The following is a 13949-nucleotide window of genomic DNA, read 5'->3' as shown; positions in this document are numbered from 1 at the left end:
TTTTTCAGGAGCAGTCAGGCGCCGGGCAGCAGCAGTTCGGCCAGGGCCGAGAGGAGTTCGGGTGGCGCTTCCTTGGCGTATTTTTGCTGGTACAGGCGGCGGAAGATGTCGTCGGGCTGCAGCTGGCCCAATTGGTCGAGCGTCATGTTCTCGGGCGCGCTGCTGCGCGCGGCGCTCGACGTTTCGATCTTTGCCAGGCGCACCGGCTTGCCGTCAAGCGCCGTTTCGATGCGCGTGCGCAGGCCCGGTTCGGGCGCGTCCAGCCGCACGCGCACTTCCAGGAACGGTTGCTCCTCGGCCGGTGCGTCCGGCACGTCGAGGGCCGCCAGCTGCGCCAGCACTTCGGCGATCGGCGCCGGCGTGGCGGGCACGCGCAAGAGGGGCACGGCGCGCGGCACTTCGATGACACGCACCGACTGCAGCGTTTCGCCGTCGATATCGAGGCACAGCACCTGGTGGCGGTAGTTCACTTCGGCGAAAGACAGGGGGATCGGGCTGCCGCAATAGCGGATATGTTCTTGCCCGCCGACGGCCTGCGCCTTGTGCAGGTGGCCCAGCGCCGCATACGCGATGGCGGTATCAAAAATTCCCGACGGCAGCATCTCGGTGCCGCCGATGACGATGCGGCGCTCGGAATCGTTGGACATTTCGCCGCCCACCATGTGGCAGTGGCCCATGGCAACGATGGCTTGCCCGGGCTGGCGGCGCGCCAGCGCCAGGTCCGTCAACTGGCGGTACAGCAGGGCGATGCCGCCCAGGTAGGCATCCTGGGTGTCGCCGGCGGGCAGCTTCGGCACGTCGCCGGGGCGCAAAAAGGGCACGGCCAGGCACCAGGCCCGCACCTGCCCATCGCTGCCGGTGAGCGGAAGCAGCAGGCGTTCCAGGTCGATGTCGCCATCCTCGCCGCGCAGCAAATGGCCGATCACGTGCGTGCCGTGCGCGGCCAGTAGGGGCGCGGGCGCTTCGAGCCGGCCGGCCGAATCGTGGTTGCCGGCGACGACGACCAGCTGCAGCGCGGGCAGGCGCGCGCGCGCCTGCTGCAGGAACACATACAGCTGCTTTTGCGAGGCGGCCGACGGGTTGGCGTTGTCGAACACGTCGCCGGCGACGAGCAGCACGTCGACGCGTTCGGCCACGAGCGTGTCGAGCAGCCAGTCGAGGAAGCGCTGGTGTTCGTAGCCCCGTTCATAGTTGTGCAGGGTCTGGCCCAGATGCCAGTCGGAAGTGTGCAGCAGGCGCATGATGGGGCAAGGGTAGGGAAGACAGGCGCCAATATAGCAGGAATGGCGGCCTGCGCCAGCGGCCATATCAAGTAGTCAGCACGCCGGCCCTGTAGGTATTGCGCCCATCCTGCTTGGCCTGGTACAGCAGCACGTCGGCGCGCTGCAGCAGCACGGCAGGGGAGATGTCTTCGTCGCGGTAGAAGGCCAGGCCGATGCTGGCGGAAATGCGCACGGTGATGCCGTCGAGTTCGAACGGCTGCTGCATGGCGGTGACGATCTTTTCCGCCAGCAGAGCCGCGTCGTCGGGCCGGGTGATCTGTTCCATGATGATGGTGAATTCGTCGCCGCCCAGGCGGGCGATGATGTCGGTGACGCGCATGGTCTGCGTCAGGCGCTGGGCGAAGGCGCGCAGCAGGGCGTCGCCGGTGCCGTGGCCATGCGTGTCGTTGACGGGCTTGAAGCGGTCGATATCCATGTACATGACGGCCATCAGGTGCTGCTGCTGGCGGCTGGCGTGCATGGCGTCGCTGAGTTTTTGCTGGAAGCCGGCGCGGTTCGACAAGCCGGTCAGCACGTCGACCTGGGCCAGCTGCAGCAGGCGCTGTTTTTCGCGCTTTTGCACGGTGATATCCTGGCGCATCACGTGAAAACCCGCCACCTGCAGCTTGTCTTCGCCGAGCTGCGGAATGTAAATCACTTCCAGGCAGCGCTCGATGCCTTCTTTTTCATCATCCTCTTCAAAACTCAGGGTTTCACCTGACAGCACGCGCTCGATATACGGCGCCACCGTGCGGTAGCGCGCCTCGCCGACGGTCTCGCGCACGCTCTTGCCCAGCGCCTGCCGGCCCGTCAGGTCGAATTCGCGCTCATAGGCGATGTTCAGGAAGCGGTAGACCTGGTCGGCGTCGATGTAGGCGATCATGGCCGGCAGGGTGTCGGCGATGGTGCGCAGGCGCGCTTCGCTCTCCAGCAGCGCCACTTCCGACTCGCGCAAGGTGGTAATGTCGTCCAGGCTGCCCACGTAGCCTTCGATCTGGCCGTCGATGAGGATGGGGGCAATTTTGACGGAGACCCAGACCAGCCTGCCGTCGGGTTGCAGGCAGCGCAGGGTGGACTGGAACGGCGCGTGGCCGCGCGTGAGCTGTTCCAGCGCCACGTGCATCAGCGGATAGTCGTCCGGGTGCAGGGCGCTGGTCCAGCCGGCGCCCAGGGCGGCGGCGCGCGGCAGGCCCGTGATCGATTCGAAGGTGCGGTTGACGTAGGTGCAGCGGCGCTGGCGGTCCAGGCGCACCAGCCCGAGCGGCGAGGCATCGTTGACGGCGGCCAGCTCGGCCTGTTTCTGGCGCAGTTCCAGTTCCTGCTGGCGGCGCTGCGAGACATCCTCGGCGATGCACAGGATATGTTCGATCTGCTGGCGCTCGTCGAACACGGGTACGGACACGGCGTGCACGTAGCGCAGGCTGCCGTCCGCCAGGCGCAGCGGCTTTTCCGTATGGTCGATGACGCCGCGCTCGGCCAGGATGGCGCGGTCGTCTTCGGCGTCGTGCAGGCCGAAGTCGGGTGGAAAGGCCTGGCAATCGGTCTTGCCGATGACGTCGGCGGCCAGGTGGCCGGTGATATCCTCGGCGGCCTTGTTCCACACCACCATCTTGCCGAAATTTTCCGGACGCGCGCTTTTCACGTAGACCAGCACGGGCAAATGGTCGATCAGCGACTGCAGGAAGCTGCGGTTATCCTGCAGCGCCAGTTCGTCATGCTTGCGCGCGCTGATGTCGCGCGAGGTGACGGCCACGCCGTCGATGATGGGCACCACCTGGTGGCGCAGCCAGCGCGTGCCGCCCGAGGCCAGCGGCAGCTCGAATTCGTCTTCCAGCGGCTGGCGCGTTTCCATCACCCGCACGAAGCGCTGGAAGAAGCGCTCGCCGCGCAGCAGCGGCATGTGCTGCAGCACGCGCAGGCCCAGCAGTTCGGAGCGTGGCTTGCCCAGCATGTCGGCGGCCCGCTCGTTGACGTCGGCGAAAATGAAGTCTTCCACCGGCTTGCCCGGCGCGGGGCGCCAGGCTTTCAGCAGCAGCACGGAGTCGAGGCTGCCGTGGTGCGCCGCGCGCAGCAGCGCTTGCGTTTCCGTGGCCTGGCGGATGCTGCGGCGCAGGCGCGCGTTCTGGCGCATCAGCAGGCCCGTAAAGCCGGCAATGAGCACGCTGGCGGCGAGCAGCGCGCCGAGATACACGAGGCGGCGCTGTTCGAAACGTGCCAGGGCGACGGCGCGGCTCACGCCTACCACGGCCAGCAGCGGGTAGCGCGCCAGTTCACGGTAGCTGTAGATGCGCGCCGTCGTGTCCACCGGCGGCTCGATCAGCAGTTCTTCGGCCGCATGCAGGGGCGCCCCGGGCATGCGGAAGTCGATGCGGTCGCTGAGGATGCGCTGTTCGCCGATGCGCCCCACCGTCAGGCCGCTGTCGCGCGCCACCAGCATCAGCGCACCCTGTTCATCGAGATCCAGGCGGTCGTAATCGTCGACAAAATAGGTCGGGTCGACGTGGATGATGATGGCGCCGGCAAAGCGGCCGTGCGCATCGTTCAGGCGGCGTGCCAGGCGGATGGTCCAGTGCTTGCTGGCCGGGTCGAGCATGGGCGTGTCGACCATGGCCGTGTCGGATGCATTGGCGGCCAGCGCCCTGAAAAATGCCTGGCTGGCCAGGTTTTCCGGCCAATACGCATTGGCGCTGTCGAGCACATTGCCCTGCGCGTCGATGAGGGCGATCGGCAAGGCCAGCTTCGACGGCAGCACGCTGTCGAGCAGACCCTGGCGGCGCGTGAATTCATTGAGGCGCAGGCCGCCGTCCGTTTCCTCGTATTTGAGCTTGAACAATTGCGTGGCGTGGTCCGACTGGCGCAGGGTGAAACTGGTATGGTCGGCCAGGGTGCGCGCCAGCGACTGGCTGACGGCCACGGCGTCGCGCACGGCGCTGGCGCGCTCCTGGCCCACCTGGTACAAGACGGCCGCCCACAGCGCCAGCAGCAGGATGAGCGCGAACAGGGGCACCAGGCTGAGACGGTACAGGCGGCGGGCAAGGCGTTGCAGGGGTCTTGTTATCGCTATCACGGGCGCTTGCAGGCTAGAGTCATGGTAAAGGGGAGGGGCGGCGTGGCGCGCATGATAGCCGAAATCGGCTGCCTTGCGCGCAAGCGTGTTGCCGCCGCTCCCATCGTCTGTTCACGGTCTGTCGCTGGGCTTATTCTGCGTTAAATCAAGTAGTTGTGGTGCCGTGCACGCTAAAAAAGGCACGCCGGCGACGACACGGGCTGGCGGCGTGGCAGAAAAAGTACAATTGCGCCCCCATCCTCATTAAAATGGGCGCTTCTCCCTCCCATATCGAAAGTTGTCATGCAGAGTAAAAAGCCCGACGCGGCAAGACTGGACAAGATCGTGGCCGAAGCGCGCCGCGCCGCCGACCAGCGCGAGAGCGGCTACCGCGAGCGCTCGCTGAAGATGTATCCGTGGGTATGCGGCCGCTGCACGCGCGAATTCACGCGCGCCAACGTGCAGCAACTGACGGTGCACCACCGCGACCACAACCACGACAACAATCCGCCGGACGGCAGCAACTGGGAGCTGCTGTGCCTGTATTGCCACGACAATGAGCACTCGCGCTACCTGGAAGCGGACCGTGGCGCCGGCCTGCTGTCGGCCGAGGTGGCGCCCGCGACGCACAATCCGTTCGCCGCGCTGGCCGGCCTGATCAAGAAGAAGGACTGAGCGGGCGCGCCGCTTCCCCATGCGCATCCTGCTGACCGAAGACGACCCGCAACTGGGCCGCGCCACGCAGATCGGCCTGGAACAGGGCGGCCATGCCGTCGACTGGGTCACGAGCGCTGAACACGCGCACACGGCCGTGCGCCTGCACGACTATGACTGCATCCTGCTCGACCTGGGCTTGCCGGGGCAGGACGGCATGCAGGCGCTGGGCGTGCTGCGCGACAATGGCTACAGCGGCGCCGTGCTGATCGTCACGGCGCGCGACACGGTGGGCGAGCGCATCGCCGGCCTGGACGCGGGCGCCGACGACTTCATCGTGAAACCGTTCGACCTCGACGAACTGGCCGCGCGCATCCGCAGCGCCTGCCGCCGCGCCGCCGGCCGCCTGCGCGAGCACCTCGTGCATGGCGAGCTGGTGCTCGATATCGCCGACCGGCAGGTAACGCAAGCGGGATTGCCCGTGACCCTGACGGTAAAGGAGTTCCGCATCCTGCAATTGCTGCTGGAGCACGGCGGCCGGGTGCTGAGCCGGGAGCAGCTGGAGAAAAACCTGTACAGCTGGGGTGATGAAGTGGAGAGCAATGCCGTGCAAGTGCATATCCACCACCTGCGCAAGAAGCTGGGGCGGGACCTGATACGCACCGTGCATGCGATCGGCTACTGCATCGACAAGCCCAAAGCGGCTTGACGAAAAAACGGGCAGCTCTGAGGCCGCCCGTTATGCTCATGACCGACAGGTCATCACATCATCAGAAATCGACAGTCGCCGACAGCCACAGACGGCGACCGTCCATGCTGTTGACATAGCGGTTGGCGTAGGTCAATGCCGGGGCGCGGTACGGCTGATAGTCGATGAAGTCCTTGTTGAGCAGGTTGTACACGGCCGCGTTCAGGGTCACGCGCTGGTTCAGCTGATAGCTGCTGCCCAGGTGCAGCATGGTGTAGCCCTTGTAGTCGCCCAGCGCGGCCTTGGCGGCGCGCGTGGAAGCCGAGGTGCCGGGATCGCGGAAGCGTTCGCTGCGGTATTCGGCGCGCAGCCAGCCATTCCATGCGCGCGAGATATCCCACGACAGGCGCGCGTTGACGGCGTGCTTGGGCGTGTCGCTCAGCGGTTTGCCGGCGTTGCTGCCGCTCTTCTGTTCGCTTTCCGTGTAGGTGTAGTTGGCGCTGGCCGACAGCGCCTTGCCCAGCGGGAAGCGGGTGTTCAGCTCGACGCCGCGCGTGACGGCCTCATCCACGTTGACCGACTGGCCAAACGCATCGACGTTGGGCCAGTTGCCGAAGCTGACGCAGCCGGGACGGTTCGGCGAGGGACGGTAGTCGCAATTGACGAGGCCTGTGCCCGTCGTGATCTTGTCCTTGAAGGTATTGTTGAACAGGGAGCCGCTGGCGGTCCAGCCCGCCAGGTTGTCGAAATACGCGCCGATTTCCGTCGTCGTGCTCGTTTCCGGCTTCAGATTCGGGCTGCCGACGAGGGGAATCGTGCCCTGGCCGCCGAAACCGTTGATGCCTGGCGACAGTTGTTCCACGCGCGGCGTCTTGTAGCCTTTGCTGACGCCGCCCTTGACGGTCCAGCTCGGCGTCGCGTTCCACACGGCATACGCGCGGGGGCTGGTCTGGCCGCCGAAGATGCTGTGATCGTCGTAGCGGGCGCCGAAGGTCAGCGCGAGATGCTCCAGCACCTGCCATTCGTCTTCCACGAACAGGGCTTTTTGCGTGAATTCGAATGTCTTTGGCGCCACGCCATCCGTCATTTCCGCCTTCCACCATTGCGCGCCGACGGTCGCCATGTGTTTGCCCAAAGGCATGACCAATTTGGTGTCAAACACCCGGCTTTCCACTTCCAGCGTACGCGCGCTGCCGGCCACGGCGCCTGGCGTGCCTGGCGGAATCGTGCGGCCCAGGGTTTCCGTCTGGTTCACCATGTAGCTGCTGTCGAGGGTGCCGAAGCCGAAGCGCCCCGTGTGCGACAGGGTCCACTGGTCGCGGTTGTATTTCTGCTCTGGACCGTAGCCGCCCTGCAAGCCCAGGGTACCGAGTTGCTTCTTCGAATTGTCGTAGGTCTGGCGGCCCGCGTCGGCGTCGAGGATGACGGTGTGGGTGCGGTTGGGCGTAAAGGCCAGGCGCGCACCGAAGTTGTCGATGTCCGCGCGCACGGGGTTGGCGCCCATGGTCGGCGCGGTTCCCGGACCGTTCGCGCCGTCGTAGCGGATGTCGGCCGCATCGCGGCGCTGCTTGCTGCCGCGCAGGGACAGGCCCAGCAGGTCGGTGGCGATGGGGCCGCTCAGGTAGAAGCGGCCGTTTTTCACGTCGCCGAAATCCGATTCTTCCTGCACGGTGTAGTCGGCCGAGACGGAGCCCATCCACTGCTTGCCCACCTTGCGCGTGATGATGTTGATCACGCCGCCCATGGCGTCCGAGCCGTACAGGGTCGACATGGGGCCGCGGATGATTTCGATGCGCTCGATGGCGGCCAGCGGTGGCATGAAGCTCGTCTGCGTGCCGCCGAAGCCGTTCGGCGTGACGTTGCCGGCCGCGTTCTGGCGCCGTCCGTCGATCAGCACCAGCGTGTAGTCGCTGGGCATGCCGCGGATGCTGATGTTCATGCCACCCGTCTTGTCGCCCGCCGCACCCACGTCGATGCCTTCCACGCTTTCCAGCGCCTGCGTCAGGTTGCCGAAGCGCTCTTTCGACAGCTCTTCACGCGTCAGCACGGTAATGGAAGCCGGCGCCTGTTTGATGTCCTGCTCGAAACCGGAGGCGGAGACCACCACTTCGGGCATGCTGGCAGGCGAGCCCGTCTGGGCGTAGGCCGGCAGGCAGGACAGGGCGGCCATGGCCAGGGCCAGGGTGGTGGGACGCGGCAGGCGCGCGCGGCGGGGGCTGTTGGACATGCAAACTCCTGGAGGGTGGATTAGTTATTGGTCTGGTTTGTTTGGGTAATGGGAATCATGGAAATAATAAGAATCATTCACAATTGCGGGCATGGCTTCCCAAAAAATATTTCGCTGTGGATCATGCGCAGAAGTTCTTAAGAGATTCTTAATAGCGATAAAACGTGCAAGTGTCACGCGGAATGCGGTATCTTTCAGCTATGCCTAGCCCACACCAGCCCATTCCTTCCGACCTCCCCCCGTTATCGCTGGCCGCCGCGCGCGCCTTGCACCTGGCCGCGCAGGGTTTGCTGCAGGCGCGCCGCAAGAAAGCCGTGAAGGCCGACGTGCTGGCCGCGGTGCGCCAGATGGGCGTGCTGCAGATCGACACCATCCACGTGGTGGCGCGCAGCCCGTATCTGGTGCTGTGGAGCCGGCTGGGCGACTATCCGCAGCCGTGGCTGGAGCAATTGCTGGCCGAGGGCGCGCTGTTCGAATACTGGGCGCATGAAGCGTGCTTCGTGCCCATCGAAGACTATGGCTTGTACCGCCACCGCATGCTGGATCCGGCCGCCATGGGCTGGAAGTATTCGGTCAAATGGATGGCCGAGCAGGGCGACGCCGTGGCCTCGGTGCTCGAGCATATCCGCACCAACGGCGCCGCGCGCTCGGCCGATTTTGAGCGCACGGACGGCAAGGCGGGCGGCTGGTGGAGCTGGAAGCCGGAAAAGCGCTCGCTGGAGGTGCTGTTTACGTCGGGCGTGCTGATGATCGCCAAACGCCACAATTTTCAGCGCTATTACGACCTCGCCGAACGCATTTTGCCCGGCTGGCACGATGGCTTGCTGCCGCCGGAAGAGCAGGTGCGCCGGCGCCTGCTGCTGGCCAGCGTGAAGGCGCTGGGCCTGGCGCGGGCCAGCTGGATCAGCGACTACTTCCGCACGAAACAAGCGCGCGCCAGCCTGGCGCACGATCTGCAGGCGCTGGTGGACGAGGGCGTGCTGCTGCGCTGCGCGGTGGCCGGCTGGGATGATGCCGTCTACGTGCATGCGGAGCATGGGCAATTACTGCACGCGGCGGCGGCCGGCAAGCTCTCGCCCACCCTGACGACGATATTGTCGCCGTTCGATCCCGTCGTGTGGGACCGGCGCCGCGCGCTGGAATTGTTTGATTTCGACTACCGGCTCGAATGCTACACGCCGGCCGAAAAACGCCGCTATGGTTATTTCACGCTGCCGATCTTGCGGCGCGGCGCGCTGGTGGGGCGGCTGGACGCCAAGGCGCACCGCGCGCAGGGGCGCTTCGAGATCAAGTCGCTGGCGCTGGAAGACGGCGTGCGCCTCAGCCCCCGCCTGGTGCGGGACGTGGCCGGCGCCGTGCAGCGCCTGGCGCTCTGGCATGCCTGTCCCGCGATTGATATTGCGCAGGCGCAGCCGGCAGCCTTCGGCGTGCAACTGGCCGCCGCTTGGCAGGATGCGGGCCAGGCGGCAAGGCGGGCCGCATGATGCTGCCACCGGCGCCACCCGCGCTGCTCGACGCCAATGGCGTTCCCTGCTTTGGCCGCTACACGGGACAATTGAACGCCTTCGACTGGGCCGCGCTGGCGCCGCCGCATGCGCGCGGCGCCCTCTGGCGCCTGTTTCACCACAAGCGCTGGCATTACGTGGCCCTGTCCACGCCCACCCTGTTCTGCGGTGTGGCCATCGTCGACCTGGGCTGGACCAGCACGGCGTTCGCGTATGCCTTCGACCGCAACAAGGGCAAGATCGTGGCCAGCTTTTCGCAGGATGGCATTCCCGGCCTGTGCGCATCGGTGGCGCCGCATGCTGCTGCCTGCAGCCGTTTCCGCTTCCTCTCGCAAGTGATCTCCATCGAGGCCCAGCCGCAGCAGCGCTACCGTTTGCAGCTCGATTGCGGCCTTTTCGGCATCGATGCGCAATTCGGCCCGCCCGTGGCGCCGACCCTGCTGGCGATCGGGCCGGTGGCCGAGGGCGGCAGCGTGCATGCGACGCAAAAGTCGGGCGGCCTGCCCTTGTGGGGCAGCGTGCGCTGCGGCGCCATCGGCTACAGCCTCGATGACGGCGTGGCCAGCTTCGACTATTCGAACGGCTTGCTGGCGCGCGAGACGGAATGGCGCTGGGCCTCGGCGCACAGCCTGGACCTGGGTTTCAACCTGCAGGCCGGCTATTTCGGCGCGCATGAAAACGCGCTGTGGCTCGATGGCCAGCTGTATGCGCTGGGCCGCGCGCATTTCGACTTCAATCCCGACAACCCGCTGGCGCCGTGGCACGTATGGACGGACGACGATCTGCTGGACCTGCACTTCAAGCCGGAAGGGGCGCGGCGCGAAGATAAGAACCTGGGGATCGCCGCCAGCCGCTACATCCAGCCCATCGGCACTTTCAGCGGCTGGGTACGCGCCAGCGCGCAATCTCCCAAGCGCATCGTGGCGCAGCTGGCGGGCGTGACGGAAAGCCACCGCTCGCGCTGGTAGGCGCGCGCGGTTTTTTTGCGAAACGCGCCACAAGGTCAAGTTTTTTTGACGGCGCATCCTATACACTGGCGCAGCCACTCCGGCAATCCCGCCCCGGCAATCCATGAGGCCAGAACATGAGTATCCGTAATCTCGACAAGTTGTTCAAGCCGGCCTCGGTGGCCCTGATCGGCGCCACGGCGCGCGACCACAAGCTGGGCGCCATCGCGCTGGCCAACCTGCTGGGAGGCGGGGATCAAGGAGCGCAGTACAAAGGTGATATCTGGCCCGTCAATCCCAAGTACGACGAGCTGATGGGCCTGAAATGCTACCGCAAGCTGGCGCACTTGCCCAAGGCGCCGGACCTGGCCATCATCTGCACGCCGCCCGCCACCATCACGGCGCTGATCCGCGACCTGGGCGCGCTGGGCACGCGCGCGGCCATCGTCATGACGTCCGGCCTCGACCCCGTGCGCGAACAGTCGCTGCGCCTGGCCATGCTGAACGCGGCCAAGCCGCATCTGCTGCGCATCCTCGGTCCCAACAGCATGGGGCTGCTGGTGCCGAAACTGGGCTTGAACGCCAGCTTCGCTCATGTCGGCGCGACGAGCGGCAAGATCGCCTTCGTGTCGCAGTCGGGCGCGCTGGTGTCGGGCGTGCTCGATTGGGCCAACGCGCACGGCGTGGGCTTTTCCAAGTTCATTTCGCTCGGTGGCAGCTATGACATCGATTTCGGCGACCTGCTCGACTACCTGGCCGGCGACATCGACACGGCCGCCATCCTGCTGTACATGGAAGACATCCAGGCGGCGCGCAAATTCATGTCGGCGGCGCGCGCCGCCGCGCGCAGCAAGCCCGTCATCGTCCTGAAGGCGGGCCGCGAGGCCGAAGGCGCGGCCGTGGCGGCCTGGCACACGGGCGCGCTGGCCGGCTCCGACGCCGTGTATGACGCGGCCATCCGCCGCGCCGGCATGCTGCGCGTGTATTCGGCCGAAGAGTTGTTCGACGCGGTGGAAACGCTCACGCATATCCGTTCGCAGCGCGGCGAGCGCCTGGCGATCTTGTGCAACGGCGGCGGCCTGGGCGTGATGGCCACCGATGCGCTGGTGGGCAGCGGCGGCAAGCTGGCCGAGCTGTCGCCCGATACCGTCATCGCGCTGGAAAAGGCGCTGCCACGCGGCTGGTCGCACGACAACCCCGTCGGCTTGCCCGGCGACGCGCCCGTGCAGCGCTATGTCGACGCCATCAAGCCGCTGCTCGACGAGCCGCAGGCGGACGCCTTGCTGCTGCTGCACGCGCCCACGGCCATGGTCTCGTCGATCGACATCGCCGAAGCCGTCACGCCGCTGATCAAGGCCACCTCGCGCACGGTGCTGTCGTGCCTGCTTGGCGGCACCACCGTGGCGCCCGCGCGCCAGGTCTTCAACCGGGCCGGCATTCCCACCTACGATACGCCGGAAAAGGCCGTGCATGGCTTCATGCAGATCGTGCAGTACCGGCGCAACCAGGAAACCCTGATGCAGGTGCCGGCGCAGCTGCCCATGTCGGCCACGCCGCGCCGCGCGCGCGTGCGCGAAATCGTCGCCGCCGCGCTGGCGGCCGGCCAGACGGTGCTGGGCGAATGCCGCTCGAAGGAGATCCTGGCCGCCTACGGCATCCCGGTGGCCACCACGCGCATGGCGGCCGACGTGGAAGAGGCGCTGGCCGTGGCGGCGGACATCGGCTACCCGGTGGCGCTGAAAATCCATTCGCCCGACATCGCCCACAAATCCGACGTGGGCGGCGTGGCGCTCGACCTCGACACGCCCGACATCCTGCGCGCGGCCGCTGCCGCCATGCTCAAGCGCGTGCGCCGCATGCGCCCCGATGCGCTGATCGACGGCTTTACGGTGCAGCAGATGGCGCGCCGGCCGCAATCGCATGAACTGATCGTCGGCGTCACCACGGACGCCGCCTTCGGCCCCGTCATCCTGGTGGGGCAGGGCGGCATCGCCGTGGAAGTGACGGCCGACCATTCGATCGGCCTGCCGCCGCTGAACATGGTGCTGGCGCGCGACATGCTGGCGCGCACGCGCGTGTCGAAACTGCTGGCCGGCTACCGCAACCAGCCGCCGGCCGACATCGACGCCATCTGCTACACCCTGATCCAGGTGGCCGAACTGGTGGCCGATATCGGCGAGCTGGCCGAACTCGACATCAACCCGCTGGTGGCCGACGCCGACGGCGTGATCGCGCTCGACGCGCGCATCCGTTTGCAACCGGGCCAGAAGAGCGACCGCCTGGCCATCCGTCCGTATCCGCAAGAGCTGGAAGAGCAGGTGACGTGGATGGGGCAATCCATCTTGCTGCGCCCCATCCGCCCGGAAGACGCGCCGCAGCACATGGACCTGTTCAATGCGCTGGACCCGGACGACGTGCGCCTGCGCTTTTTCACGTCCATGCGCGAGCTGCCCGTGTCGCAGCTGGCGCGCCTGACGCAGATCGACTACGACCGCGCCATGGCCTTCATCGCCACGCATACTGGCCCGGACGGCAAGCCGGAAACCCTGGGCGTGGTGCGCGCCGTGGCCGACCCGGACAATATCCATGCCGATTTCGCCATCGCCGTGCGCTCGGCCCTGAAAGCCAAGGGCCTGGGCCACATCCTGTTTGAAAAACTGGTCGACTACTTCCGCAGCCGCGGCACGGAAGCGCTGGTGGGCGAGGCGATGGCGCGCAACAAGGGCATGCAGCGGCTGGTGAAAAGTTTTGGCGGCGAAGTCACGCCATCGGAAGAGCCGGGCGTGGTCAACCTGCATATCGGCCTGCGCGCGCCGTGAAAAAAGCCGCTGCGGGTTTGTGCAGGATCAACCCCACCCCTGTCGGCAGTCTTTACACTTTCACTTCCAGGATCAGACATCCAGCGTATTTTCGGGAGTGAGTGCATGCTTACTGCAACATATATATTGGTTTCCCTGTCGGTAGAACAGGCAAGTATCCGCATGAGTTTGTTGGCATTTCAAAAATACATGCAGGTGCAACTGCGCCAGCAGAGCAGGCTGAGCCTGGCGCAACTGCAGTACACGGGCGACTGGCTGAACCGGCTGTACCAGGGCGGTTACTGGCGCAAGGTGGAGATGTATCTGATCCCCGCCATCCGCCAGGCCACGCCGCATGCGGATGGTTTGCTCAATGAGCTGAACGGCTTGAACCACGCGGCGCTGGAAAGCATCAATCTGGTGCAGCAGCGCGCGGGCGCCGCCATCGACCATTCCGAATTGCAGGCCGAGCAGCTGTGCGCGGCCATCGACGCCTTTTGCGCGGCCTTGCTGCAGCGCCTGGAAAAAGAAGAGCGCGAACTGTTCGCGCTGGCGCGCAAGGTCATCGTGGGCGAAGCGTGGTTCGCCATCGCCTATCAGTTCCTCGCCCACGATGCGCGCGCGCAGGAAGCGCGCCGTGGCAAGGCGCAAGTGCTGCCCTTTGTTTCGCCCGTGCCTTTGCCAGCGCCGGGCACGCCTGCTGGCGCTGCTGAAACCGCAGGGAGCGCCGGCACCTCGGCGGACGATGCCTTGCCTGCCATGCAGCCGCCGCTGCGCGCACAGGCTTGAGCGGGTAGCGAGCGCCCACCCCGTCCGCCCGTT

The 13949-nt window shown here is 66.3% G+C and carries 9 protein-coding genes; 6 read left to right on the top strand and 3 right to left on the bottom strand.

Going from position 1 to position 13949, the window contains the following annotated elements; genetic code table 11:
- Positions 1-14: 14 nt before the first annotated feature.
- Entirely contained in the window at positions 15-1241 is a 1227-nt protein-coding gene (locus tag ACP7DW_RS26050; RefSeq protein WP_426057389.1) for an exonuclease SbcCD subunit D C-terminal domain-containing protein, read from the bottom strand.
- A gap of 67 nt (positions 1242-1308) precedes the next feature.
- Entirely contained in the window at positions 1309-4329 is a 3021-nt protein-coding gene (locus ACP7DW_RS26045; RefSeq protein ID WP_426057390.1) for a PAS domain-containing protein, read from the bottom strand.
- A 282-nt stretch (positions 4330-4611) separates the two neighbouring features.
- Between ACP7DW_RS26045 and ACP7DW_RS26040 the strand changes: the two genes are divergently transcribed.
- Entirely contained in the window at positions 4612-4983 is a 372-nt protein-coding gene (locus tag ACP7DW_RS26040) for a YajD family HNH nuclease (RefSeq protein ID WP_010396763.1), read from the top strand.
- A 19-nt stretch (positions 4984-5002) separates the two neighbouring features.
- Positions 5003-5671 carry a response regulator gene (locus ACP7DW_RS26035; protein WP_426057391.1) on the top strand — a complete coding sequence of 223 codons (669 nt, stop codon included), beginning with the start codon at positions 5003-5005 and terminating at the stop codon, positions 5669-5671.
- Between the two features lie 61 nt (positions 5672-5732).
- Here ACP7DW_RS26035 and ACP7DW_RS26030 read toward each other — a convergent pair whose 3' ends face one another.
- Positions 5733-7877: a TonB-dependent receptor domain-containing protein gene (locus tag ACP7DW_RS26030; RefSeq protein WP_426057392.1), complete on the bottom strand. Its 2145-nt coding sequence runs from the start codon at positions 7875-7877 to the stop codon at positions 5733-5735.
- 200 nt (positions 7878-8077) lie between these two features.
- Here ACP7DW_RS26030 and ACP7DW_RS26025 point away from each other — a divergent pair, with 200 nt between their 5' ends.
- The 4 genes from ACP7DW_RS26025 (at position 8078) to ACP7DW_RS26010 (ending at position 13916) form a co-directional block, all read left to right on the top strand.
- On the top strand, positions 8078-9361 hold the full coding sequence (locus ACP7DW_RS26025) for a winged helix-turn-helix domain-containing protein (RefSeq protein ID WP_426057393.1): 1284 nt from the start codon (positions 8078-8080) through the stop codon (positions 9359-9361).
- Complete coding sequence (locus ACP7DW_RS26020) at positions 9358-10350, top strand: DUF2804 domain-containing protein (RefSeq protein ID WP_426057394.1); 993 nt, start codon at positions 9358-9360, stop codon at positions 10348-10350. The genes ACP7DW_RS26025 and ACP7DW_RS26020 overlap by 4 nt, the downstream gene beginning before the upstream one ends.
- Positions 10351-10466: 116 nt before the next feature.
- Positions 10467-13148, top strand: coding sequence for a bifunctional acetate--CoA ligase family protein/GNAT family N-acetyltransferase (locus tag ACP7DW_RS26015; protein WP_426057395.1), 2682 nt, complete (start codon positions 10467-10469; stop codon positions 13146-13148).
- A gap of 162 nt (positions 13149-13310) precedes the next feature.
- Positions 13311-13916 carry a hypothetical protein gene (locus ACP7DW_RS26010; RefSeq protein WP_298414214.1) on the top strand — a complete coding sequence of 202 codons (606 nt, stop codon included), beginning with the start codon at positions 13311-13313 and terminating at the stop codon, positions 13914-13916.
- The last annotated feature ends 33 nt before the right edge of the window (positions 13917-13949 follow it).

Source organism: Janthinobacterium sp. PSRC1-1 (genome assembly GCF_049897525.1).
Classification (GTDB): Bacteria; Pseudomonadota; Gammaproteobacteria; order Burkholderiales; family Burkholderiaceae_D; genus Janthinobacterium; species Janthinobacterium tructae.
The sequence above is the reverse complement of the archived record's forward strand: the minus strand, read 5'-3'. Positions and strand labels throughout refer to the sequence as shown.

Excerpts from the sequence above, each read along its gene's own strand:
- ACP7DW_RS26050 (WP_426057389.1), bottom strand. The coding sequence starts at position 1,241 with ATGCGCCTGCTGCACACTTCCGACTGGCATCTGGGCCAGACCCTGCAC.
- ACP7DW_RS26040 (WP_010396763.1), top strand. The coding sequence starts at position 4,612 with ATGCAGAGTAAAAAGCCCGACGCGGCAAGACTGGACAAGATCGTGGCC.
- ACP7DW_RS26035 (WP_426057391.1), top strand. The coding sequence starts at position 5,003 with ATGCGCATCCTGCTGACCGAAGACGACCCGCAACTGGGCCGCGCCACG.
- ACP7DW_RS26030 (WP_426057392.1), bottom strand. The coding sequence starts at position 7,877 with ATGTCCAACAGCCCCCGCCGCGCGCGCCTGCCGCGTCCCACCACCCTG.
- ACP7DW_RS26025 (WP_426057393.1), top strand. The coding sequence starts at position 8,078 with ATGCCTAGCCCACACCAGCCCATTCCTTCCGACCTCCCCCCGTTATCG.
- ACP7DW_RS26020 (WP_426057394.1), top strand. The coding sequence starts at position 9,358 with ATGATGCTGCCACCGGCGCCACCCGCGCTGCTCGACGCCAATGGCGTT.
- ACP7DW_RS26015 (WP_426057395.1), top strand. The coding sequence starts at position 10,467 with ATGAGTATCCGTAATCTCGACAAGTTGTTCAAGCCGGCCTCGGTGGCC.
- ACP7DW_RS26010 (WP_298414214.1), top strand. The coding sequence starts at position 13,311 with ATGAGTTTGTTGGCATTTCAAAAATACATGCAGGTGCAACTGCGCCAG.